Source organism: Pseudarthrobacter cellobiosi (assembly GCF_023913815.1).
Taxonomy (GTDB): Bacteria; Actinomycetota; Actinomycetes; order Actinomycetales; family Micrococcaceae; genus Arthrobacter; species Arthrobacter cellobiosi.
The window spans coordinates 465,672-488,078 of sequence record NZ_JAMXBK010000028.1; the positions used below are offsets into that span (position 1 = coordinate 465,672).

The 22,407-nt window shown below is 65.7% G+C and carries 20 protein-coding genes and 1 tRNA gene; 12 read left to right on the forward strand and 9 right to left on the reverse strand.

All coding sequences use genetic code 11. The annotated features are described in order from the left end of the window. Positions 1 to 193: 193 nt before the first annotated feature. Positions 194 to 871, forward strand: coding sequence for a Crp/Fnr family transcriptional regulator (locus NG701_RS20375; protein ID WP_011693220.1), 678 nt, complete (start codon positions 194 to 196; stop codon positions 869 to 871). Between the two features lie 193 nt (positions 872 to 1,064). Here NG701_RS20375 and NG701_RS20380 read toward each other — a convergent pair whose 3' ends face one another. From NG701_RS20380 to sp36, 3 genes are read right to left on the reverse strand one after another with little or no spacing between them, the layout of a single operon-like run. After that, on the reverse strand, positions 1,065 to 1,976 hold the full coding sequence (locus tag NG701_RS20380; RefSeq protein ID WP_252570388.1) for an NUDIX hydrolase: 912 nt from the start codon (positions 1,974 to 1,976) through the stop codon (positions 1,065 to 1,067). 17 nt (positions 1,977 to 1,993) lie between these two features. Further along, the gene (locus NG701_RS20385) at positions 1,994 to 2,551 is read right to left on the reverse strand and encodes a RidA family protein (RefSeq protein WP_252570390.1); all 558 of its coding nucleotides are present in this window, start codon (positions 2,549 to 2,551) and stop codon (positions 1,994 to 1,996) included. Positions 2,552 to 2,553: 2 nt separating this feature from the next. After that, positions 2,554 to 2,709 (reverse strand): Sp36 family protein, encoded by a 156-nt coding sequence (sp36, locus tag NG701_RS20390; RefSeq protein WP_099093395.1) that lies wholly within the window; start codon positions 2,707 to 2,709, stop codon positions 2,554 to 2,556. 37 nt (positions 2,710 to 2,746) lie between these two features. On the opposite strand from sp36, the gene NG701_RS20395 reads away from it, so the two are divergent. The 5 genes from NG701_RS20395 to NG701_RS20415 all read left to right on the forward strand — a co-directional run bounded on the left by NG701_RS20395 (position 2,747) and on the right by NG701_RS20415 (position 10,073). Continuing rightward, complete coding sequence (locus tag NG701_RS20395) at positions 2,747 to 5,014, forward strand: transglycosylase domain-containing protein (RefSeq protein WP_252570392.1); 2,268 nt, start codon at positions 2,747 to 2,749, stop codon at positions 5,012 to 5,014. Between the two features lie 6 nt (positions 5,015 to 5,020). After that, positions 5,021 to 5,968, forward strand: a complete 948-nt coding sequence (locus tag NG701_RS20400) for a metallophosphoesterase (RefSeq protein ID WP_252570394.1) — start codon at positions 5,021 to 5,023, stop codon at positions 5,966 to 5,968. A gap of 154 nt (positions 5,969 to 6,122) precedes the next feature. Beyond that, entirely contained in the window at positions 6,123 to 7,931 is a 1,809-nt protein-coding gene (locus NG701_RS20405; RefSeq protein WP_252570396.1) for an ABC transporter ATP-binding protein, read from the forward strand. Beyond that, positions 7,928 to 9,826 carry an ABC transporter ATP-binding protein gene (locus NG701_RS20410; protein ID WP_252570398.1) on the forward strand — a complete coding sequence of 633 codons (1,899 nt, stop codon included), beginning with the start codon at positions 7,928 to 7,930 and terminating at the stop codon, positions 9,824 to 9,826. The genes NG701_RS20405 and NG701_RS20410 overlap by 4 nt, the downstream gene beginning before the upstream one ends. Before the next feature lie 170 nt (positions 9,827 to 9,996). Beyond that, positions 9,997 to 10,073 (forward strand) — tRNA-Pro (locus NG701_RS20415). Between the two features lie 182 nt (positions 10,074 to 10,255). On the opposite strand, the gene NG701_RS20420 is transcribed toward NG701_RS20415, so the two are convergent. Beyond that, positions 10,256 to 10,429 (reverse strand): hypothetical protein, encoded by a 174-nt coding sequence (locus NG701_RS20420; protein ID WP_200950766.1) that lies wholly within the window; start codon positions 10,427 to 10,429, stop codon positions 10,256 to 10,258. A gap of 132 nt (positions 10,430 to 10,561) precedes the next feature. On the opposite strand from NG701_RS20420, the gene NG701_RS20425 reads away from it, so the two are divergent. Next, positions 10,562 to 11,836, forward strand: a complete 1,275-nt coding sequence (locus NG701_RS20425) for a helix-turn-helix domain-containing protein (protein WP_252570400.1) — start codon at positions 10,562 to 10,564, stop codon at positions 11,834 to 11,836. Between the two features lie 39 nt (positions 11,837 to 11,875). Here NG701_RS20425 and NG701_RS20430 read toward each other — a convergent pair whose 3' ends face one another. Both NG701_RS20430 and purD read right to left on the reverse strand, forming a co-directional pair. Then, a complete protein-coding gene (locus NG701_RS20430) occupies positions 11,876 to 12,829 on the reverse strand; it encodes a phosphoribosylaminoimidazolesuccinocarboxamide synthase (protein ID WP_252570402.1) in 954 nt (317 codons plus the stop codon). Position 12,830: 1 nt separating this feature from the next. Continuing rightward, positions 12,831 to 14,165: a phosphoribosylamine--glycine ligase gene (gene purD, locus NG701_RS20435; protein WP_252570596.1), complete on the reverse strand. Its 1,335-nt coding sequence runs from the start codon at positions 14,163 to 14,165 to the stop codon at positions 12,831 to 12,833. A 102-nt stretch (positions 14,166 to 14,267) separates the two neighbouring features. Between purD and NG701_RS20440 the strand changes: the two genes are divergently transcribed. Genes NG701_RS20440 through NG701_RS20450 form a run of 3 tightly spaced genes read left to right on the forward strand, consistent with a single transcriptional unit; the run spans position 14,268 to position 17,277 of the window. Beyond that, entirely contained in the window at positions 14,268 to 15,845 is a 1,578-nt protein-coding gene (locus NG701_RS20440; RefSeq protein ID WP_252570404.1) for a molybdopterin-dependent oxidoreductase, read from the forward strand. Between the two features lie 36 nt (positions 15,846 to 15,881). Continuing rightward, on the forward strand, positions 15,882 to 16,898 hold the full coding sequence (locus NG701_RS20445; protein ID WP_252570406.1) for an asparaginase: 1,017 nt from the start codon (positions 15,882 to 15,884) through the stop codon (positions 16,896 to 16,898). A 1-nt stretch (position 16,899) separates the two neighbouring features. Beyond that, entirely contained in the window at positions 16,900 to 17,277 is a 378-nt protein-coding gene (locus NG701_RS20450) for a sterol carrier family protein (protein WP_252570408.1), read from the forward strand. Positions 17,278 to 17,353: 76 nt separating this feature from the next. On the opposite strand, the gene NG701_RS20455 is transcribed toward NG701_RS20450, so the two are convergent. From NG701_RS20455 to NG701_RS20465, 3 genes are all read right to left on the reverse strand, one after another. Beyond that, positions 17,354 to 18,034: an HAD family hydrolase gene (locus NG701_RS20455; protein ID WP_252570410.1), complete on the reverse strand. Its 681-nt coding sequence runs from the start codon at positions 18,032 to 18,034 to the stop codon at positions 17,354 to 17,356. 44 nt (positions 18,035 to 18,078) lie between these two features. After that, on the reverse strand, positions 18,079 to 18,369 hold the full coding sequence (locus tag NG701_RS20460; RefSeq protein WP_252570412.1) for a YegP family protein: 291 nt from the start codon (positions 18,367 to 18,369) through the stop codon (positions 18,079 to 18,081). A gap of 115 nt (positions 18,370 to 18,484) precedes the next feature. Further along, positions 18,485 to 20,296 (reverse strand): glycoside hydrolase family 15 protein, encoded by a 1,812-nt coding sequence (locus tag NG701_RS20465; RefSeq protein ID WP_252570414.1) that lies wholly within the window; start codon positions 20,294 to 20,296, stop codon positions 18,485 to 18,487. A 136-nt stretch (positions 20,297 to 20,432) separates the two neighbouring features. Here NG701_RS20465 and NG701_RS20470 point away from each other — a divergent pair, with 136 nt between their 5' ends. Then, on the forward strand, positions 20,433 to 21,515 hold the full coding sequence (locus tag NG701_RS20470; RefSeq protein ID WP_252570415.1) for an App1 family protein phosphatidate phosphatase: 1,083 nt from the start codon (positions 20,433 to 20,435) through the stop codon (positions 21,513 to 21,515). 39 nt (positions 21,516 to 21,554) lie between these two features. Next, positions 21,555 to 22,406 (forward strand): formate/nitrite transporter family protein, encoded by an 852-nt coding sequence (locus NG701_RS20475; RefSeq protein WP_252570416.1) that lies wholly within the window; start codon positions 21,555 to 21,557, stop codon positions 22,404 to 22,406. Position 22,407 lies beyond the last annotated feature (1 nt).

A 22,407-nucleotide genomic window follows, 5' to 3' on the forward strand; every position in this document is an offset into this window, starting at 1 on the left:
GGGCGCCAGTCCCCCGCCCCTAGGGGCAAGGTTCGGTCGTGAAAATCACAGCCTGGGTGGGGCCGAACACCGGATCGTGCCCGCATTAGACACCGTCAGCGGCGTTTCCGCTGCCAAGTACGTCACAGAACCTTGAAAATTCTGAAACAATGGCAAAAGCGCCACAGCCGACACTTTTTATTCAGGAGATTTCATGGACATCGAGGTACTGCGCCGAGCACCCCTATTTGCCACGCTCGACGACGAAGCATTCCGCCTGCTGACGGACGAGCTTACCGAGGTGGACCTCTCCCGCGGTGCATCGGTATTCCGCGAGGGCGACCAGGGCGACCAGCTCTACTTCATCGTCTCCGGCAAGGTGAAGCTGGGCCGCACCTCCCCCGATGGCAGGGAGTCCCTGCTCGCCATCCTGGGCCCGGGTGAACTGTTCGGCGAAATGGCACTCTTTGACCCCAGCCCCCGCACGGCCACGGCAACGGCCGTCTCTGAAACCCGCCTGGCTGGCCTGAAGAACGAAAGCCTCAACGCCCTGCTGCGGACGCGCCCGGAGGTTTCGGCTCAGCTGCTGCAGGCCCTGGCCCGCCGCCTGCGCCGCACCAACGATTCACTCTCGGACCTGGTGTTCTCCGACGTTCCCGGCCGCGTGGCCAAGGCCCTGCTCGACCTGGCCGACCGCTTCGGCCGCCCGGCAACGGACGGCGTCCTGGTAGCCCACGAGCTCACCCAGGAAGAACTGGCCCAGCTGGTAGGCGCCTCCCGCGAGACGGTCAACAAGGCCCTGGCAGAGTTCGTCCAGCGCGGCTGGCTCCGCCTCGAAGCCCGCGCCGTAGTGATCCTGGACATGCAGCGCCTCCGCCAGCGCTCCCGGTAGTCCCAATTGCGTCCGGCCCGAGGCCGGCATCCTCCGCGTGCTGCTCCTTCGTCGCTTTGACGCACGCTTCCGGATGCCGGACCTCGGGCCTTTCGCGTTTGAGGTGAGAGAGCGTTGCCCAAAAACCCGCAGGAAGTGAGAGAGCGTTCGAGCGGGACAGCGGTCTTTCGCGTAGGAGCGCATCGCGGGCAGGCTAGCGCTCGCGCTGGGGGTCTCCGGCTACGGTTTTGGCGGCCTCGACTTCGAGCATGAGCGTGCCCTCTTCGTCGACGAGCCGGGCCTGATACACGTGGGGTTTGCGTTTGTAGCTGAGGTACGCGATGCAGCCGTTCGCTGCGGCCATCTTCTCGAGCATGATCTCCGAGCCTGGCACCAGGAGCTGGCCAAGGGTGAGGCCCATGGTGTTCTCCTGGCCCACTTCGTCGCCCAGGGCAGTGGTGCTGCGCGCGGCGATGGCCTTGGTGGCGCACACCCATCGTCCCCAGACGCCCTTGGTCTCCAGCAGGCTGGGCTGCTGGTTCATGGGGACCGTGGCGGCGAAATAGCGGGTGTCGAAGCGGCGGTGCGCGAAGTCCGGGCTGCGCCAGTTGACGAGCGGCTTCAGCAGGTCGGTCCGTAGCGAGAGTCCCCGCTTGGCGAGGAGCTCCGTGAAGGTCTTCTCCTGGTCGGCAACGGCCACGCGGGCCCGCATCCAGTCCTGCGTTGACGTGTTTTCCACGGTGGTGGACATGTCCGTCCCGGCCAGGAGTACGCCGGCTTCCTCAAAGAGTTCGCGGATGGCGCCCACCACGTGGCGGCGCGCCAGCCCGACGTCGTCCGTCCCCATCTGCTCGGCCCAATGCTGGGGTGAGGGGCCAAGCCAGCCGACGGCGTCGTCGTCGGACGCCTCCAGGGAACCTCCGGGGAAGGCGAGGACGCCCAGCGGCGAGGAGCCGGGCCGGTAGCCCAGCCACGTCTCCAGGCCGGTGGGCGAGTCCCGCAGAAGCACCACGGACGATGCGTAGCGGGCGGCACGCGGGGTCCGCTCGCCGTGTTCGAGCCAGCTTTGGGCAGCCCCTTCAAGATCCGGAGGAAGGGCAAACAAGCGTCGGGCGAGCTGAGGCAATTGAGTGAACCGGGTCCTTAGCTGAATTCAGCGATCAGTTCGACCTCGACGGGAGAGTCGAGCGGAAGGACCGACACGCCGACGGCGGAGCGGGCGTGCCGGCCTGCGTCACCAAAGACCTGGCCGAGGAGCTCGGACGCGCCGTTGATGACGCCCGGCTGTCCCGTAAAGGCCGGATCGGAGGACACAAAGCCCACCACCTTGACGATGCGGGTGATGCGGTCCAGATCGCCGATGACGCTCTTGATGGCCGCCAGCGCGTTGATGGCGCAGACAGCGGCGTAGGCCTTGGCGTCCTCCGGGGACACTGTGGGCTCGTCGGAAGCGCCCTCTGTGCCGGTGGAGACCTTGCCGGTTGCTTCGAGTTTGCCGTTAATAAAGGGCAGCTGGCCGGAGGTGTAAACATGGCTGCCGGTGATGACGGCCGGCACGTAGGCGGCGACGGGCGCGGCCACCTCGGGGAGGGTCAGTCCCAGCTCGGCGAGGCGCTGCTCGACGGCGGAAACCGGCGCTGAAGCAGACGCGTTTTCCGGCGCGGATACAGGGCCGGACGTAGTCTCTGCGGGGATGCTCATCGCTACTGCTTCTCCCTCTTGAGGTAGGCAACCAGGCCGTTGCCGTCCGGTCCAGTGATTACCTGGACGAGCTCCCAGCCGTCCTCTCCCCACTGGTCCAGGATCTGCTTGGTAGCGTGAATAATGAGCGGAATCGTCGCGTACTCCCATTTGGTCATGAGCTAAAGACTAGTCCTTGCCGGTAAAGTGGAAAACATGGTGACTCGTAAGAACCCCATTTTCGACACGGCCACTACCCTCGGAAAGATATTTGGTTTCCTCGGTGTGAGCGCGATTTGTGGTGTCCTGGTGGCGGGCCTGCTGGTTCCGGCTGCGGCCGTTTCCGGCAGCGCGGCAAGCGGTTCCATAGAGTTCTTCGATACCCTCCCGGCAGAGCTGCAGGTGGACCCGCCCAGCCAGTCCACCCGGATCCTCGCCGCGGACGGCAGCCTGATCGCGAACCTCTACGAGGAAAACCGGACCAAGGTTGCCCTCGACCAGATCTCGCCGTTCGTGAAGGAAGCCATCATCGCTGTCGAGGACAGCCGGTTCTACGAGCATGGCGGTGTGGACACCACCGGCATCCTCCGCGCCATGGTCAGCACAGCCCGTGGCAACAAACAGGGTGCCTCCACCATCACCCAGCAGTACGTGAACAACGTGCTCAACTCCAACCTCGCTGCCGAGGGAAACACTGAGGACATCAAGCTCAACGGTGTCAACAAGGGCGTGGGAGACAAGCTTCGCGAAATGAAGCTCGCGATCGCCCTGGAGAAGGAATTCTCCAAGGAACAGATCCTCGAGGGTTACCTCAACATCGTCTTCTTCAACCGCGACGCCTACGGCATCGAGGCCGCGTCCAAGTTCTTCTTCAGCACCACCGCCAAGGATCTGACCCTCCCGCAGGCAGCACTCCTGGCTGGCCTCGTGAACAGCCCGTCAGCGTTTGACCCCATCACCAACCCGGAGAACGCCAAACAGCGCCGGGACCTGGTGCTGGGCCTCATGCTGGACCAGGGAAAGATCACCCAGGTCGATCACGACGCCGCCGTGGCCACCCCGGTGGAACCGAAGATCACAGAGTCACGCCAGGGCTGCGCATACGCCACCACGGCACCCTATTTCTGCAACTACGTGCTTCACCTGCTGCTGAACAACCCGGCCTACGGTGCGGACGCAAAAGAGCGCGAGCAGAAGATCTTCCGCGGCGGCCTGACCATCACCACCACGCTGGACGTCAACGCCCAAAACGTTGCCCAGGCCGAGTCTGATGCAGCCGCCGGCGTCAATCCGGACAACTGGGGTGCGTCCATCGTCTCCGTGCAGCCCAACACCGGCAAGATCCTGAACATGGCGCAGAACACGTCGTTCCTGCCCACCGAAGGCAAGTTCAACCAGACGCAGAACTTCAACGTGGACAAGCTGGACAAGGACGGCAACGACCTCAACGGCCTGGGTGGATTCCAGCCCGGCTCCACCATGAAGCCCTTCACGTTCGCCCAATGGCTGAACGAGGGCAAGTCCATGAACACCAACATCAACGCCTCCGTGCGCAAGTACCCGCAGAACTTCCCCTGGAAGAACACCTGCCCGGACCCCACCGTGGGCTGGTACGACGCCAGGATTCCCGGCAGCTTTGACCTGCAGAACTCCGACGACGGCTATTACCGGAACATGACGATCCTGTACGGCCTGCAGAACTCGATCAACACGGCCACCTTCGCCTCGGCGGCACAGGTTGACCTCTGCGGTATCCAGAAGATCGTGGATGCGGTCGGAATCCACGGTGGCCTGCCCTCGGCTGAAGATCCCAACCCGAAGGTCAAGATGACCACTTTGGCCAACCTGATCGGTTCCACGCAGACCGCCCCGCTGTCCATGGCCTCCGCATTTGCCACGTTCGCCAATGACGGCAAGTACTGCGAGCCCATCGCTATCACCTCTGTCACGGACCAGACCGGCGCGCAGCTCCCGGCACAGGCCACGAGCTGCCGGGATGCCGTCAAACCGGAGGTCGCCCGGGGCGTTGCGTATGCCTTGCAGAAGGTCCTGGATGAGGGTTCCGGATCCCTCATCCAGCCGCGACTCTCCACGAAGACCAACTTCCCGGTGGCTGCCAAGACTGGCACCAACGACACCAACGGCTCCACTTGGGTGGTTGGTTTCACCACCGGCGTGGCCACCGCCGCATGGTTCGGTGACCCGCTGGGTGACCAGAGCCGTGAGGGCCGTAACCTCACGGTCAATGGAAAGTTCTACAAGGCGATCGACGGTTACATGATCGCCGGTCCCATGTTCTCCAAGTACATGGCCCAGGTCGCTCCGGCGTACGGCACCAACCCGTTCACGGCCCCGCCCACCAACATGGTGAGCGGAACGCCTGCCCGGACTACGCCGTCAACGCAGGCCACCGCGCCGGCCACGGCACCGGCCACCCCGCCGGCCGCGGACCCCGCACCGGGCAACAGCGACAAGAAGAACTAGCCTCCCATGGCAGTCAGCCCAGCATTGGCCAGCCGCGTCCGGAACATCGGGCGCGGCTTTGCCGTCACCGCCGGCGCGGGCACCGCAGCGGGTCTCGCCGCCTTCGGATACGGGCTGTGGGAGAAGAACCAGTTTGTCCTGCGCGAGGAGGCACTGCCCATCCTGCCCGCAGGGCACGCGCCCTTCCGCGTCCTGCACCTGAGCGACATCCACTTCGTCCCGGGCCAGGACACCAAGGCGCGTTGGCTTGAGTCGCTGGCGTCGCTGGAACCTGACCTGGTGGTCAATACCGGGGACAACCTCAGCCACGTCAAGGCAGTGGAGCCCCTGCTTAAGGCACTGCGCCCGCTACTGGAGTTTCCCGGCGTTTTCGTCCCGGGGTCCAACGACTACTACGGCCCGAGCTTCAAAAACCCCGCGTCCTACCTGCTGGGACCGTCCAAGACCAAGCCCAAACAAACCGAATTGGACTGGCCGCGGCTGCGGTCCGGCTTCGGCATGGGCGGCTGGGTGGACCTCACCAACCGGCACCAATCGGTGGTGCTGAAGGGCATCCGTTTCGACTTCTCCGGCGTGGACGATCCGCACTTGGGCCGGGAGCGCTACGCGGGCTGGCCCCGCGGCACCCGAGACCAGGACAAGAACGCGCACCTCCGGGTTGCGGTCATCCACGCCCCGTACCAGCGGGTCCTGGACCACTTCACGCAGGACGGCGCGGACCTGCTGCTGGCGGGCCACACCCATGGCGGCCAGCTCTGCATCCCCGGCTACGGCGCCCTGGTGTCCAACTGCGACCTCCCCACGTGGCGGGCCAAGGGACTCAACAACTGGGAAAGCAACGGACGGACGACGCCGGTCAACGTCTCAGGCGGCATCGGCACTTCCCGGTTCGCTCCCATCCGTATCGCCTGCAAACCCGAGGCTGTCCTGCTGACGCTGACCTCCCCCGAATAGCCCCGTTGCCCTATCACTTACAGCTCCTAACCAAGGGCGTTGGCGACCGTACGTGATAGAGCAACCGGGATGTGGACGTGTGAACCTGCTCACGCCATGGCATAGGGTAGTTGCTAAGGGAAACTACATTCGATTTAGAGCTTGAGAAGCGGGCATGGCCAAGCAGACCTCATTTTTCAGATCCATCAGCCGTCTTTACCCTCACGTGAGGCCGATCATCCCCCGGCTGGTGATGGGACTCCTCTGCGCACTCCTGGCCAGCGTCGTGGCGCTGACCATCCCGCAGGTGCTGCGGGTCCTCGTCAATGAGTCCCTCAAACCCGGTGGCGCGTCGGACGCCGTCTGGACTGCCGCCGTCGTCATCCTGGTCCTGGGCATCGCCGAGGCGGGACTCGTGGCGCTCCGCCGGCAGTTTGTGATCAACCCGGCCACCACCGTGGAAACCCGGATGCGGGTCTCGCTCTACGGGCACCTGCAGGACCTGACGGTGTCCTTCCACGACCGCTGGGGCTCCGGCCAGCTGCTGTCGCGTGCCATGACGGACCTGAACTTCCTGCGCCGCTGGATGGCGTTCGGTGCCATCATGCTGGTGGTCACCACACTCACGGTGGTCATCGGCATTGTGGTCATGTTCTCCATGAGCTGGCAGCTGGCCGTGATCTTCCTGGCCGCCGCGGTGCCCATCATGGCCTACGGGTTCCGGTTCCGGACGCGTTTCAGCAAGGTGGCGCGGCGTAGCCAGGACCAGGCAGGCGACCTCGCCACCACTGTGGAGGAATCCGTCCACGGCATCCGCGTCCTAAAGGCCTTCGGCCGCAGCCGCGAGGCCCTGGAGAACTTCAACGAACAGGCCGAGGAACTCCGCCAGACCGAGATCATGAAGGCGAAGCACCAGGCCACCTTCACCATGGTGGTCACGCTGCTGCCGGAACTCGCGCTCGGCGCCGGGCTGGTGGTGGGCGTGATGCTCTGCGCCAGCGGCCAGCTGAGCATCGGCGCCCTGGTGGCCTTCTTCGCCACCGCCGCCGTCATCGCAACGCCGGTGGAATTCTCCGGCATGCTGCTGGCCATGGCACTCACCGCCAAGTCCGCCGTCGACCGCCACTTCGAGGTCATGGATTCGGTCAACACCATCACCAGTCCCCCGGAGCCCCGCACCCCATCGCAGCTGAAGGGCGCCCTCAGCTTCAGGAACGCCACATTCGCGTTCGAGGACGCACCGGACAAGCCCATCCTCAAGAACATCAACCTGGACGTCCGGCCGGGCGAAACCATGGCACTGGTGGGCATCACCGGCAGCGGCAAGAGCGCGCTGATCCAGCTGGTCCCGCGCCTGTACGACGTCACAGACGGCTCCATCACCATCGACGGCGTGGACCTGCGCGAGTTCGACGTCGACGGGCTGCGTCGGGTAGTGGGCGTCGCGTTCGAAGACACCACGCTGTTCTCCAGTTCGGTCCGCGACAACGTGCTTCTCGGGGCGCCGGACCGGACCGAGGAAGCCCTGGACGAAGCCCTGGATGTGGCGCAGGCGCACTTCGCGTACTCGCTGCCGGAAGGCGTGGATACGCTCATCGGCGAGGAGGGCCTGAGCCTTTCCGGCGGGCAGCGGCAGCGGATTGCCCTGGCCCGGGCCATCGCCGCGCGGCCCCGGGTCCTGGTGCTGGACGATCCGCTCTCGGCCCTGGACGTGCACACCGAGGAGCTCGTGGAAACCCGGCTCCGCGCGGTCCTGAGGGACACCACCACGCTGATCGTCGCGCACCGTCCATCCACCGTGGCGCTGGCCGACCGGGTGGCATTGCTCGAGGACGGCCGGATCGCCGCCGTCGGAACCCACACGGAACTGCTGGCGCACAACCCCCATTACCGCTATGTCATCGCCAGCCTGGACCAGGAACCACGGGACCTGGATTCGGAACTGTCGGAGCTTGAGGACGAGTCAGAGGACAGCATCCGATGAGTAGCGCAACCTTCGGCACCGCCAACGAGGACAACACCCACCTCAGCAAGACGGACAGTAAAACCGTACGACGGCGGTCGCTCGCCCTTTTGGCAACCCTGATCCGTCCCGTGCGGCTCAGGTTCTGGCTGACCATCGCCACCGTGGTCCTGTCCCAGGCCGCGCGCGTAGCCGGGCCTGCACTGATCGCGTTCGGCATCGACCACGCGCTCCCGTCGTTGCAGGCGGGCGACAACCTCCCGCTGGTGTTCACGGGCGTCGCCTACCTGCTCGCAGCGATCGCGACGGCGGGACTCACCGCCCTCTACGTCACCTCCACCGCGCGGCTCAGCCAGGCGATGCTGCTGGACTTGCGTGTCCGGGTCTTCCGGCACACGCAGCGCCTGAGCCTGGAATTCCACGAAAAGTACACGTCCGGCCGGATCATCGCCCGGCAGACCTCGGACCTGGAGGCGCTGCGGGAACTCCTCGACTCCGGTGTCAGCTCTTTGGCCTCGGGCCTGCTGTTTATGGTCTTCACTGCTGTGACGGTGTTTGCCTTGGACTGGCGCAGCGGGCTGATCGTGCTGGCCGCCGGCTTCCCGATGTACTTCCTGTCGCGCTGGTACCAGAAGCACTCCCAGATCGTGTTCCGCGAATCCCGGGTGGTGTCCGCCCGGCTGATTGTGCACTTTGTGGAGACGATGACCGGGATCCGCGCCGTGAAGGCCTTCCGCAAGGAAACTGAAAACGCCGAGACGTACGGCCAGCTGTCCGAGGACTACCGTCTGGTCACTGTGCGCTCCATCAACCTCAACGGCGTTTTCCAGCCCGGCCTGGTGCTGATCGGCAACGTCTGCGTGGCCGTGGTGCTCCTGTTCGGCGGGTTCCGTGTCCTGGGCGGGGATCTTGCCGTGGGCGTGCTGCTGGCACTGATCCTTTCCACCAAACGCTTTTTCCAGCCGGTGGACCAGATGGCCATGTTCTACAACTCCTTCCAGAGTGCCCAGGCGGCCCTGGAGAAGGTGTCCGGCCTGCTGGAGGAGGTTCCGACGGTCCGCCCGCCCAAGAACGCTGTGGCGCTCCGCGATGCCCGGGGCACCATCGACTTCAAGGGTGTGGAGTTCCGCTACGGCGACGGCCCTGTGGTCATCCCCACCATGGACCTGCACATCCCCGCCGGCCAGACCGTGGCCCTCGTTGGGCAGACCGGCGCCGGGAAATCCACGCTGGCCAAGCTGATCGCCCGCTTCTACGACGTCTCCTCAGGCTCCCTGACCTTGGACGGAGTGGACCTGCGCAGCCTCACCACCACGGACCTGCGCCGGAACATCGTGATGGTCACCCAGGAGGCGTTCCTGTTCAGCGGCTCCGTGGCGGACAACATCGCGCTGGGCCGGCCGGAGGCTTCCCGTGATGAGATCGAGGATGCTGCCCGGGCCGTGGGCGCCCACGAGTTCATTACCGAACTCCCTGAAGGCTATGACACCGATGTCAACAAGCGCGGCGGCCGGGTTTCCTCCGGGCAACGGCAGCTGATCAGCTTCGCCCGGGCGTTCCTGGCCCGGCCGGCGGTGCTGATCCTGGACGAGGCCACCTCGTCGCTGGACATCCCCTCGGAGCGGCTCGTCCAGAGCGGGCTGGCGCGCCTTCTGCGGGCAACGTCCGACGCCGGCAGCCCGGCAGGTGCCCAGGGCTCGTCTGGTGCGAGGTCTGCGACCGAGGGCTCAGCTGCTGCGGGCGGCGGCCGGACGGCGCTGATCATCGCGCACCGCCTCTCCACCGTTGAAACTGCCGACCGCGTCCTGGTGGTCCACGACGGCCGCGTGGTCGAGGACGGCACCCCTGCAGAACTCATCGGCGGCGGCGGACGCTTCGCAGATCTCCATGGCGCCTGGAAGGACTCCCTGGTCTAGGGATCTGGTTGCGTACGGCAGCTGGGTTTCCCCGGCTTTGAGCAGCGACGCCGGCCTGTTACGGCGGGACACTCGGCACACCTGGGCAAACCTGGGGGAACCCAGCGGCCGCCGATTTCGCATCCGGGCCCGGCGTCGGCTATTCTTGTAAAGTTGCTTTTGCAGCGGATCGGGATGTGGCGCAGCTTGGTAGCGCGCGTCGTTCGGGACGACGAGGTCGCAGGTTCAAATCCTGTCATCCCGACCAATTCAAAGAGGGTCTCCCCCAGGGGAGGCCCTCTTTTGTGTCTCCCGGCGGTCAAGTACCCGGCCAGAACCGTCCGGTGTCCGGGCAAAGAAGTAGCCCCGAGGCATGATTACCATGCCCCGGGGCCGCGCCTCCTGAGAGGATTCCTTACATCGGGTCGGCCAGTTGCCAACGTTGGTGGTTTAGGTGCCGCTCTTGTCCTTGACGGGCTTGGACATGGGATCGGGCCAATTGCCAACGGCTACGGATACGCCGGTGGTGTCGGCGATGGAACCTGCCGACAGGACAGCCGGAGCCGCCGCAGAAAATGCCAAGGCCGCAGCGAGTACGCCAGCGGCCGCAATCTTCTTCAACATATAAGTTCCTCAATACGAGTCGGATTCGTTACAAAGTCAGCACTGTCCTTGTTGACATACATTGTAAAATGTTTTCCACAGGGACTGTCAAGCATTGAGTACAAAAACTGTCCAGAATTAGGAGGAAATCCCGTGGGCAACGGATTCGGGGAGAAGCTCCGTGCGGAGCGACTCGAACGTGGGCTGACACAGGCTGAACTGGGCAAGGACCTGTATTCCCCCAGTTATATCTCCCTCCTCGAAACCGGCCGCCGCGAGCCGACGGCCGAAGTGATCAAGGAGCTCGCCCGCAGGCTGGAGCTGGCGCCCAAGGCGCTGGAAGCCTGGAGCCAACCCATCACAGTCAGCGACGCTGAGTACGTCCTGGCCGGCCTCTACGCACGCCAGGCGTGGGACCTCAGGGACTACCCGCTGGCCGCCACCCACGCAGCCACCGCGGCCCAGATAGCCCTGGAGGGCAAGAACACCAGCGCGTGGTGGAACATGACCTACATGCAGGCCGAATGCCTGATCAAACAGGGCAACTGGCAGGAATGCCAAAAGATCATGCAGCACCTCCTGGAGCACCCGATGGCCACGGAATCTGCCGGCCTCGCCGTCCGTGCCCGTCAGATGCTCGCCGCTATCTGCCAGGGACAGGGCCAGCTAAGCAATGCCGTGGAACATGCGCTGGCGGCCGTACAACTCTGCGGCCAGCTGCCCAACGGATCCACCCTGATCATCGGCGCCTACCGCGCCCTGATCGGGGCGCTGGCGGAAAGCGGCCGCCTGGACGAGGCCTGGAAATACTGCCAGGCCATGAATGACCAGATGGACGAGCACTCCATGTCCCAGCTCGCCGGGGAGGTTGCCTGGGTGATCGGCAACGTGGCCTTCATGCGGCACGACTACCCCGAGGGCATCAAGTACCACGAGCGCGCCGCCAGGATGCTGTCCCCCGCCAACGACATTGATCTGTGGGCCCGTTTCAACAAAGCCTCGGCCGCTGTCCGGCTGTCCTCCGGAATCGTAGAGCCGGAAACACTCTCCAGCATCGAGCGTGCCGAACTGGCACTGTCCATTGTGGGCGGCAACAAGAGCGACCAGCTGGAAGTTGCATTCATCCGCGCCCGCTGGCTGTATCTCACGGGCGACATCGTGGCTGCCATCAACAAGCTCCGCGAGATCCACTCGGAATTAGGGGCTCTGGCCAAGCACACGGCAGGCGAAGTTTCACTCCTGCTTGGGAAGTCCCTGAAGGCCGCCGGCGAGTCCGACGAAGCCCTGGTCTACCTCGAAGAGGCGCAGAAGGCCTTCAGTGCCGCGGGAGCCTCGGACCGCGTCCAGCAGGCACTGGACGCGGTCCTTGAGATCAGGCTTGCCCAGCAGCGGGCCACCGCAGCAGCGAAGAACTCCAAGGCAAGCTAGGACCGGGCCCGGCCGGAAGCCGGGCCCGTCAAAGGTGTGCTAGGCGAACGTCCTGCCGGTGATCTTCTCGTAGGCCTCGACGTAGCGGCTGCGCGTCCGGGCCACGACGTCCGCCGGCAGGGCGGGCGGTGCCTCGTCGGAGTTCTTGTCCCAGCCGGATTCGGCCGACGTGAGCCAGTCGCGCACATACTGCTTGTCATAGGAAGGCTGCGCCTTGCCCGGCTCATACGTGGCCGCATCCCAGAAACGCGAGGAATCCGGCGTCAGGACCTCATCGCCCAGGGTGATGGCCCCGGACACGGCATCGTAGCCGAACTCCACCTTGGTGTCGGCGAGGATGATGCCGCGTTCGCGGGCGATCTTCTCGGCGCCGGTGTAGATCTTGAGGGTCAGCTCGCTCAGGCGTGCGGCGATGTCGTCCCCCACCATGGCCACAACATCGTTGTAGGAGATGTTCTCGTCATGCTCGCCCACTTCGGCCTTGGCAGACGGTGTGAAGATGGCCTGTTCCAGCCGGGACCCGTCCACCAGGCCCGGCGGCAGCGGAATCTCGCAGACGGTCCCCCTGCCCTTGTACTCCAGCAGTCCCGTGCCGGTGAGGTAGCCGCGGGCGATGCATTCCACGGGGAACATGTCCAGCTTCCTGCAGATCATCGCGCGGCCTTCCACGGCCGCGGGAACGCCGTCTTCCACGGTGGATGCCAGCACGTGGTGGACCACGTCAAGCTGGTCGAACCACCACAGGCTCAACTGCGTGAGGATGCGGCCCTTGTCCGGGATTTCGCTGGCCAGCACGTGGTCGAAGGCGCTGATGCGGTCGCTTGCCACCACCAGGACGCAGTCCTGTCCCACCTGCTGGCGGATGGCTTCGTCCGCCGGTTCGTAGAGGTCGCGGACCTTGCCGGAGTAAACGTGCGTCCAGCCCGGCAGGTCCAGGGTTTCGGTGCTGAAGCCGCGGGGCTGCTGTGGTTCCTGGGCGGAATTCTCGGTCATGTTATGCCTTCGCCTTCGCCTTCGTGACAGGGAGCGATCCGGTGGCAGATCCGGTGGCCAAGGCCGTTACCTTGATTTCGCCGCGGGCGGCCTTGCGGCCGATGTCCGTCCGGAACTGGGAGCCTTCCAGCTGAACCAGCTCCACGCCGTCGTAGGCCCGTTCCCGGGCCTCCACCAGGTCGCTGCCGAGAGCAACGACGGCGAGCACCCGGCCGCCGGCGGAGATAACCTTGCCGTCGTCGTCGAGCGCGGTGCCTGCGTGGATCACGTGCACGCCGTCGAGCTCATCCACCTTCTTGAGTCCGCGGATGCGGTCACCGGTGCGCGGGGAGTCCGGGTAGTTTTCGGACGCGACGACGACGGCGACGGCAGTCTCCTTGGACCAGCGCAGCTCGTCTGCCTTGTCCAGTTCGCCCTTGGCGGCTGCCAGCAGCAGCGCACCCAGGGGGGTTTTGAGCCGGGCCAGCACGGCCTGCGTCTCGGGGTCGCCGAAGCGGACGTTGAATTCGATGACGCGGGTGCCGCGCGTAGTCAGCGCCAAGCCAACAAACAGCACACCCACGAACGGGGTGCCGCGGTTCGCCATCTCGTTGACCGTGGGCTGGGCCACCCGGTCGATGACTTCCTGGACCAGTCCGGCGGGAGCCCATTCCAGCGGCGTGTAGGCACCCATGCCGCCGGTGTTGGGGCCTTCGTCGTTGTCGAAGATGCGCTTGAAGTCCTGCGCCGGGGACAGCGCCACGGTGTTGCGGCCGTCGCACAGGACAAAAACGGACACCTCGGGGCCATCGAGGAATTCCTCGATCACCACGGTGCCGGCGGCGTCGAAGCACGTCTGCGCGTGGGCCAGGGCTTCGTCGCGGTTGTTGGTGACCACTACGCCCTTGCCGGCCGCGAGGCCGTCGTCCTTCACCACGTAGGGGGCGCCGAAGGTGTCGAGGGCCGCGGCGGCTTCCTCGGCGTTTGTGGCCACCATCGCCATGGCTGTGGGGACTCCCGCTTCGGCCATGACTTCCTTGGCGAACGCTTTGGAGGCTTCCAGCTGGGCCGCGGCCTTGCTGGGGCCAAAGACCGGAATGCCGGCGTCGCGGACGGCGTCGGATACCCCGGCAGCCAGCGGCGCCTCGGGGCCCACCACGACGAGGTCCACGCCGAGCTTGGTGGCCAGTGCCGCGACGGCGTCGGGATCATTCCCGTCAATGTTGTGGGTGGGGACCAGTTTGCTGATGCCGGCGTTGCCGGGAGCTGCATGGACCTCGGAAACGTTGGGGTCGGCGAGCAGGGAGCGGACAATGGCGTGTTCGCGGCCTCCAGGGCCAATGACGAGTACCTTCACAGTCCCCAAGGGTACTTTGTGCACCCTGCCGTTTCCTAAGGGTGTTCCTAAGCAGTGTCCCCGTCCGGCCATCCCTGCGGCCCGCCGCAACGAATCCAAGACATGAAGAAGCTTCTGAAGTGGCTCAAGGGTCCCGCCGCAATGGCCGCGCTGGCAGGCGTGGCGGCTGCCGCCGTCGTACTTTCCGTTGCGGAGCTGATCGGAGCGTTCTTTACCGCCCGGGCAACCCCGGTGATCGCGTTGGGGTCCACGTTCATCGACTTCACACCGCCGTGGATGAAGGACTTTGCCATCACCACGTTTGGCACCAATGACAAAGCCGCGCTGTTTGTGGGGATGGGCCTGACCATTTTCCTGCTGGCTTGCGTGCTTGGTGTGGTGGCCTACCGCAAGTGGGCGCTAGGCGTGGCCGGTGTGCTGCTTATGGGCGCGGTGATCGTGGCCAGCGTGGTGACGCGGGCCAGCGTGAAGCCGTTGGATGCCATCCCCACCGTGCTGGGCACAATTGCCGGGCTGGTAGTGCTGCGGCTGCTGATCGCCCCGCTCTGGCGGCTGAAGTCCTGGCCTGAGGCGCCTGCCGACACGGGCGCTGAGGAACCTGAACGTCCCGCCACCAGCCGCCGCCGCTTCTTCGCCGCCGCCGGGATCACCGTGATCGGCGCCGGGATCGCGGCCACGGGCGGACGCCTGCTCAGTGCCGCGCGCAGCAACGTCTCCAAGGCCCGCGATGCCCTGCAACTGCCCGCCCCGGCAAAGGCCGCCGCGGCTGTGCCCGCCGGCGTCCAGTCCCCCGCTGCCGGCGTGACACCCTGGATCACGCCCAACGGGGACTTCTACCGGATCGATACCGCCCTCAGCGTCCCCGAAATCAATGCCGATGACTGGGAGCTCCGCGTGCACGGGCTGGTGGAGGAAGAAGTCCGTCTCACGTTCCAGGACCTGCTCGACGCCGACCTCATCGAATCGCACGTGACCCTCACCTGTGTCTCCAATCCCGTGGGCGGAAACCTCGCCGGGAACGCACGCTGGCTCGGCCTTCCCATTCGCGAGGTCCTCAAGAGGGCACGTCCCAAGGACGGCGCGGACATGGTGCTGTCGACGTCGATCGATGGCTTCAGCGCCTCCACGCCGCTGGAGGTCCTGCAGGATGACCGCGACGCCATGCTGGCGATCGGCATGAACGGTGAGCCCCTGCCGCTGGAGCACGGCTATCCGGTCCGCATGGTGGTGCCCGGGCTGTACGGTTTTGTCTCCGCCACCAAGTGGGTGGTGGACCTGGAAGTGACGCGGTTTGCGGACAGCAAGGCCTACTGGACCCAGCGCGGCTGGTCCGAGCGCGGCCCCATCAAGACCATGGCCCGGGTGGAAGTCCCGAAGTCCTTCGCCAAGGTCCCCGCCGGCCGGGTGGCGATCGGCGGCACGGCATGGGCGCAGACCCGCGGCATCACCAAGGTGGAAGTCCAGATCGACAACAACCCCTGGACCGAGGCCGTCCTGTCCACCGAGGCGTCCCTCATCACGTGGCGCCAGTGGTCCTTCGACTGGGAAGCCACACCCGGACCGCACTACATCAAGGTCCGCGCCACCGACGGAACAGGCGAGGTCCAGACCGATCAGCGGGCCGATCCGGTGCCCGACGGCGCCTCCGGCTGGCAGTCCGTCATGGTCACCGTGGAGTAGCCCGGCATTCGACGATTCCGCCCCTAGACTGGCAACATGCCGCACAACCCGCATGCCACGTTCACCGTGGACTCCGCCGTCGAACTCGCCGTTGTTGAACGAAGCGGTTTTGTGGAGTCCCGGCATATTGGCTCCGCCGTCGTACTGTCCGCCGACGGGTCCGTCGTCACCGAACTCGGCGACATCCGGACTCCCCTGTACGCACGTTCCGCGCTCAAACCGCTGCAGGCCCTGGCGTCCATGCAGTCCGGCGTACCCCTGCGCGGCGCGCAGGTTGCCGTGGCCTGCGGCAGCCACGTCGGTTCCCTGGACCATATGGATGTGGTGGAGGGGATGCTCAAGGCCGCCGGCGTCCGGGAGGACCAGCTCCAGTGCCCCGCCGCCTGGCCGCAGGACGAGACGGCCCGTAACTGGCTGGTCCGTTCCGAAAAGGGCAAATCGAAGCTAGCCTTCAACTGCTCCGGGAAGCACGCCGCTTTCCTGTGGGCCTGCACGGAAAACGGCTGGGACACCCACAGCTACCTCGAGCCCAACCATCCCCTGCAGCAGCGCATCCGCAGCGTGATCGAGGAATACAGCGGCGAGCACATCGCCCATCTGGGCATTGACGGCTGCGGTGCCCCAGTTGCTGCTATTTCGCTGACCGGGCTGGCGCGCGCGTTTTCGATGCTGGCCAAGGCCCCGGGCGACAAGAACTCCAACGCCCGCGCCGCCACCGTCACCACCTCCATGCTCGACTACCCGTGGGCCGTCCAGGGCCGCGGCGAGGCCAACACCATCGTGATGGACGAGCTGGGCATCATCGCCAAGATCGGCGCCGAGGGAGTCCTGGCCATGGCCACACCCCAGGGTGTCTCGGTGGCCATCAAGATGCTGGACGGGAACCTGCGCGCCACTTCGCTGGTGGGACTGACCCTCCTCGCCGCGGTTGGCGCCGTGGATATCCCCGGCGTCTCAAGCGTTCTCGAAAAAGTGGTTGCCCCGGTGATGGGCGGCAGCCACGAGGTGGGCAAGATCCGTCTGGGTCCGGCCGTGTCCGCCCTCCTGGACTGACATGGCTGTAGCGCGCCGTCGGATCGGCATTGAGGAAGGCACAGCGGCGCTGGCCGCATGGCAGGAAGCCGCCGCGTCGCCGTCGGACGTTCCGCTCCCCCGCAACGTCACCGCAACGGCCGTGCGGTACACGCTGGAGGAGGTAACCGCGCGGGCACCGGGGAACTCGGTGGAAGTGCGGGTGCCGCCGTTCGGCGTCACCCAGTGCGTGGAGGGACCGCGGCACACCCGCGGAACCCCGCCCAACGTGATCGAGTGCGACGCCGCCACCTGGCTCGGCATGGTGACTGGCCAGTTGAGCTGGGCGGACGCTGTCGCGGCGAGCAGAGTGTCCGCCTCCGGACTGCGCGCGGACCTCTCAGCCCTGTTGCCCCTCTAACCCCTTCACCGGCCCCGGCACCAGCGCGAACGGACAGTTAAGCCCCCGCGCGGAGGGCCACAAGTGTCCCCTCGCGCTACTGGGCGCCAGCGGGGTTCGATTCCAGCGTCAGCAGCCTGCCGATGGCGCTTGCCTGCAGGTTGTCCAGGAGGTCCCGGGGGCCGTCGTAGACCTCGGCCGCGCCTGCCTCGCGTAGTTCGGCGGCACTGGTCCCGCCGCAGGTGACGCCGATGGCAGGGATTCCCAGCGCGGCAGCTGCTTGCATGTCCCACACCGCATCCCCCACATAGACTGCTCCGGCCGCCCGGACGCCAACAGCTTCAAGCGCGGCCACGAGGATGTCCGGGGCCGGCTTGCTTGCCTTCGCATCGTCCGCGCTGGTGGCGGCATGGATGAACGAGTCCGCACCAAGGGCTTTGCGGGTGGCCTTCAGATCCTGCGTTCGTGCCGATGATGCCAGGGCGACGGCGAGTCCCCCGGCGTGACACTGCGCAAGCAGCTCCTTGGCGCCGTCGAACGGTCGCAGCGACGGCCAGCTCTGCGCGAAGACTGCCGCATGGCTGGCCAGGATGTCGGCGTCGGCCTCGCGGTCCCGGCCAGCAGGAAGAAGCGTGTCCACCAAACGATCGCCACCCATCCCGACGCACCGGTGAATGGCGGCCATGGGGACGTCATGCTGGTGCTGTCGGAACGCCTGCCACCACGCGAGCGTGTGGATGTAGGCGGAGTCCACCAGGGTCCCATCAACGTCAAACAAGACGCCCCATCGCCGCCCGCGGACCAGGGCGTGGCTCTGGGTGATCACCCGACTACAGCGCGAGCGGCCCCGGACAGCTTCTTGCCGCGGGCGGCGCTATCCTTCGGGGATGACGTGGGGCCAATCCGATCCCGGATCACGGTTCCGGCACCGTTGTTGCTGAAGTCCCTGATCAGGCCTGTGCCGGCAATCTCGCGGGCCATCGCAATGCCGGCCACCGCTGCGCGCTTCGTTGGGAAGGTCACCGAGATAGCCATCAGGCTTCCTGAACCATCCAACATCCGTACCCTGTAGCCGCCGTCAGGCGCATCCACCAGCTCAAAATGTCCGGCCATTACAACCACCCCTCGTTCAGTCGCGGCGCTGAGCCCCATTAGGAGCGCTCCGCAAGTCTAGTAAGTATACTTACCTTTCTCCCGGACGTGAAGAGCGGGGCAGGCCCTCAGGCCTTCATTGCCCTACCCGTTCTGTCTCCGGGGGAATAGGTGTGTCACTGCGGCGAACTGTATCCTGATGGAGCTCAAGAGCGCTTGTCACAAGCGCGAAGTGGCTGAAGGCCTGGGGCGTATTGCCCAACTGCCGTCCTGCCCTGACGCCCCATTCCTCACTAAGCAGACCCACATCGTTGCGGAGTTCCAGCAACCGTTCGAAGAGTTCGGTGGACTCCTCGGTGCGTCCCGCGCCCAGCAGGGCCTCCACCAACCAGAACGAGCAGGCCAGGAACACCCCTTCGTCTCCCGGGAGGCCGTCGTCGCTGTCGGCGGGACGGTAGCGGAGCACAAAACCGTCTTCGGTGAGATCCCGCTGGATCGCGTCGATGGTCCCCAGCACCCGGGGATCATCCGGCGGCAGGAAGCCCACCCGCGGGATCAACAGCAGGCTGGCATCCAGTTCGGGCCTGCCATACGCCTGCACAAAAGTGTTGCGGACGGGGTCGAAGCCGTTGGCCATGACGTCCCGGTGGATGGTGTCGCGAAGGGCCTCCCAGCGTTCCACGGGGCCGGGCAGGCCGAAATCGCGGACACCCTTAATCATCCGGTCTGCGGCCACCCAAGCCATCACCTTGGAATGGGTGAAATGACGCCGCGGCCCGCGCATCTCCCAGAGTCCGTTGTCCGGCTGGTCCCAGATGGTCTCCAAGTGCTGCATCAGGGCAACCTGCACATCCCAGGATTCGTCCGTGTGCTTCAGCAGGGAGTTCCTGGTCAGCGCAAGGCAATCCAGCACCTCGCCCCAGACGTCCAGCTGAAGCTGCTCCGCCGCGCCGTTGCCGGTCCGCACGGGTTTTGAATTCTCGTACCCGGCAAGCCACGGCAGTTCCATTTCCGGAAGCCTGCGTTCGCCGTGGATTCCGTACATGATCTGCAGGTCGGCCGGATCGCCCGCCACAGCGCGGAGCAGCCAGTCACGCCAGGCGGCAGCCTCGGTGGTGTAGCCGGCGGCCAGCAGCGCCTGCAGCGTCATGGTGGCGTCCCGCAGCCAGCAGTAGCGGTAATCCCAGTTGCGAGGACCGCCGAGCTGTTCCGGGAGGGACGTTGTCACGGCAGCGACGATGCCGCCGGTGGGAGCGTAGGTAAGCGCCTTCAGGGTCACCAGCGAACGGACCACGGCATCCTGGTACTTTCCCTGGACGGTGCACTGGGATGCCCAGCCGCGCCAGAAGGCCAGGGTGGTGCCCAGCACTACCTCGGCGTCCACCGTGTGCGGGCGGGGAACGTGGCTGGGCGCCCACGTCAGGACAAAGGGGATGCGCTCCCCCGCGTGGACTGTGAATTCACTGACGGAGTGCATGTTCTCGCCGTGAAGCGGCGCCTTGGTGACGAAGTAGACGGAGTCCGGGCCGGCGATGGCATGCAGGCCGTGCCTGTCGCGCCGCACCCAGGGAACGATATGCCCGTAGTCGAACCTCAGCGCCAGTTCGCCGTACATCCTGACGCTTCCGCTCACGCCCTCGACGATCCGCACGATGTCCGCCACCTCATCACGTGGTGGCATAAAGTCAATAACCCTGACGGTGCCCTCCGGGGTTTCCCATTCTGTTTCCAGGATCAGGGTCCCCTCCCGGTAGCCGCGCCTGGTGCAGGTGCCGCCGCTCTCGGGTGCCAGTAGCCAGCGTCCGGCCTCCGGCGTATCCAGGAGCGCGTTGAAACATGCCGGGGAGTCGAAGCGCGGCAGGCAAAGCCAGTCGATGGAGCCCTCGGTGCTGACCAGGGCGCCGGTGTGGAGGTCGCCAACTACTGCATAATCTTCAATGCGCGCCATTCCCATACACTGCCACAAGGATTGCCGACGGGGTTGGGTGGGCACTCCGGGTTCCTGATTGAGGGCTGACGTCACGTACGACGGCGGGACCGCCGGACGTGCCGGGCGAGCGGCTGCGCTGTGGCAGAGTGGAGACATGGACAGGGCTCCTCAGAATTCACCGCAGAACACTCCGCACCCCGCACCGCTGTCCGGCACCCAGCTTTTACGCCTGGCGCACCGGATCTCCGCCGTCGTCAACGCCGTCCGAATCCAGCTCGCCAAGGGCTGGAATTTCGCACCGCAGACCATCGCGTACCAGGGCTACGGTTCAACCGGCTGGGTACGCGTGCTCGGCCGCGTCCTGTTGACCAAGAATCCGGCCCCGGGCAGCCGGGCCGAGCAGGCGGCCCGCAACGGCACGCAAAACGTCCGCGGCTGGCGGGCCTTCACCAGCGTCCCCCTGCAGTTCATCGAGGTGGAAATTACCATCGGCGGCGTCACCACCCGGGTCCGGGCGGACCGGGGCGGCCTGATCGACACCGTGGTGGACGTGCAGCTCCCGCCGGGCTGGCACACCGCCATCCTGCAGGCTGACGGGACCGAACCCGTGGAGACGCTGATCCAGGTGATCGATGCCGATGCGAAGTTCGGCATCGTGTCCGACATCGACGACACCGTGATGGTCACCGCCCTGCCGAGGCCATTCCTGGCCCTGTGGAACACGTTTGTCCTCAGCGAACGGGCCCGGATGGCGACGCCGGGGATGGCGGTCCTGCTGGAAAGGCTCACCATTGAACACCCGGACGCGCCCGTTATCTACCTGTCCACGGGTCCGTGGAATGCTGCCCCCACCCTGGCGCGGTTCCTGGGCCGGAACATGTATCCATCCGGCGCCCTCCTGCTCACCGACTGGGGCCTGACCCAGGACCGCTGGTTCCGCAGCGGGCAGGAGCATAAGCACCGCAACCTGGAGCGCCTCGCCAAGGAATTCCCGGACATGCGGTGGCTCCTGATCGGCGACAACGGCCAGCATGACGAACAGATCTACTCAGGCTTCGCCCAGGAAAACGCCGACAAGGTGGCCGCGATCGCCATCCGGCAGCTCTCCGTCAGCGAGTCCGTCTTCGCCGGCGGGCACTCCGAGAACGGCGACCACACCACCTCTGTGGTGCCCTGGATCTATTCGCCGGACGGCGCGGGGATGGCCAAGCAGCTCAAGGTCCTGGACCTCCTCTAGATCAATCACCACACACTTTCAGGCGGATAGGCGACACGCATGAGCGACACCGACGGCGATGCGCGGCGGCGGGAACTTGGCGACAATCCAGGCCCGGTTGAGGAGGAGGTGGAGGAATCCTTCGACCGCACGGTTGAGGAAGGCGCGCAGCGGCTGACCCGCTCCTTTCGGGACGTGCTCATCACCGGCTTGTTCGGCGGGTTTGAAATAGGCGTTGGCATTATGGCGTACCTCGGCGTTCTATATGAGACCGAGAACCACCTTCTCGCGGGATTGGCGTTCAGTGCAGGCCTCATCGCCCTCCTGCTGGCCAAGAGCGAGCTGTTCACGGAAGGCTTCCTGGTGCCCATTGCCGCGGTCGTCGCACGGGAGGCAAGCTACGCGCAGCTCGGGAAGCTCTGGGGCGGCACACTCATCGCTAACCTGGTGGGCGGTTGGCTGTTCATGGCATTGATCATGACAGCGTTCCCGCAGTGGAGCGAGACCATCACGAAGGAAGCCACCCACTATCTCGACGCCGGGTTTAACTGGAAAACCGTGTGTCTTGCCGTGTTGGCGGGGAGCACCATCACGTTGATGACCCGCATGCAGCACGGGACGGACAGCGTCACCGGCAAGATCGCGGCCGCCGTCGTTGGCGCTTTCCTGCTCTACGGGCTGCAGCTCTTCCACTCGATCCTGGACTCGCTGCTGATCTTCGGTGCCATCCACACGGGTGCTGACATCAACTACCTTCAATGGCTCGGCTGGTTTTCCTATGTAGTGGTCTTTAATGTGCTTGGCGGGGTCCTGCTGGTGACCGCGCTACGGCTGGTGAGTGCCAGCAAGCTGGTGAAGGAACGTCGCGATGACTCACCCGAGGACCCGGAGGACGCGCACCACGCCGGCTAGG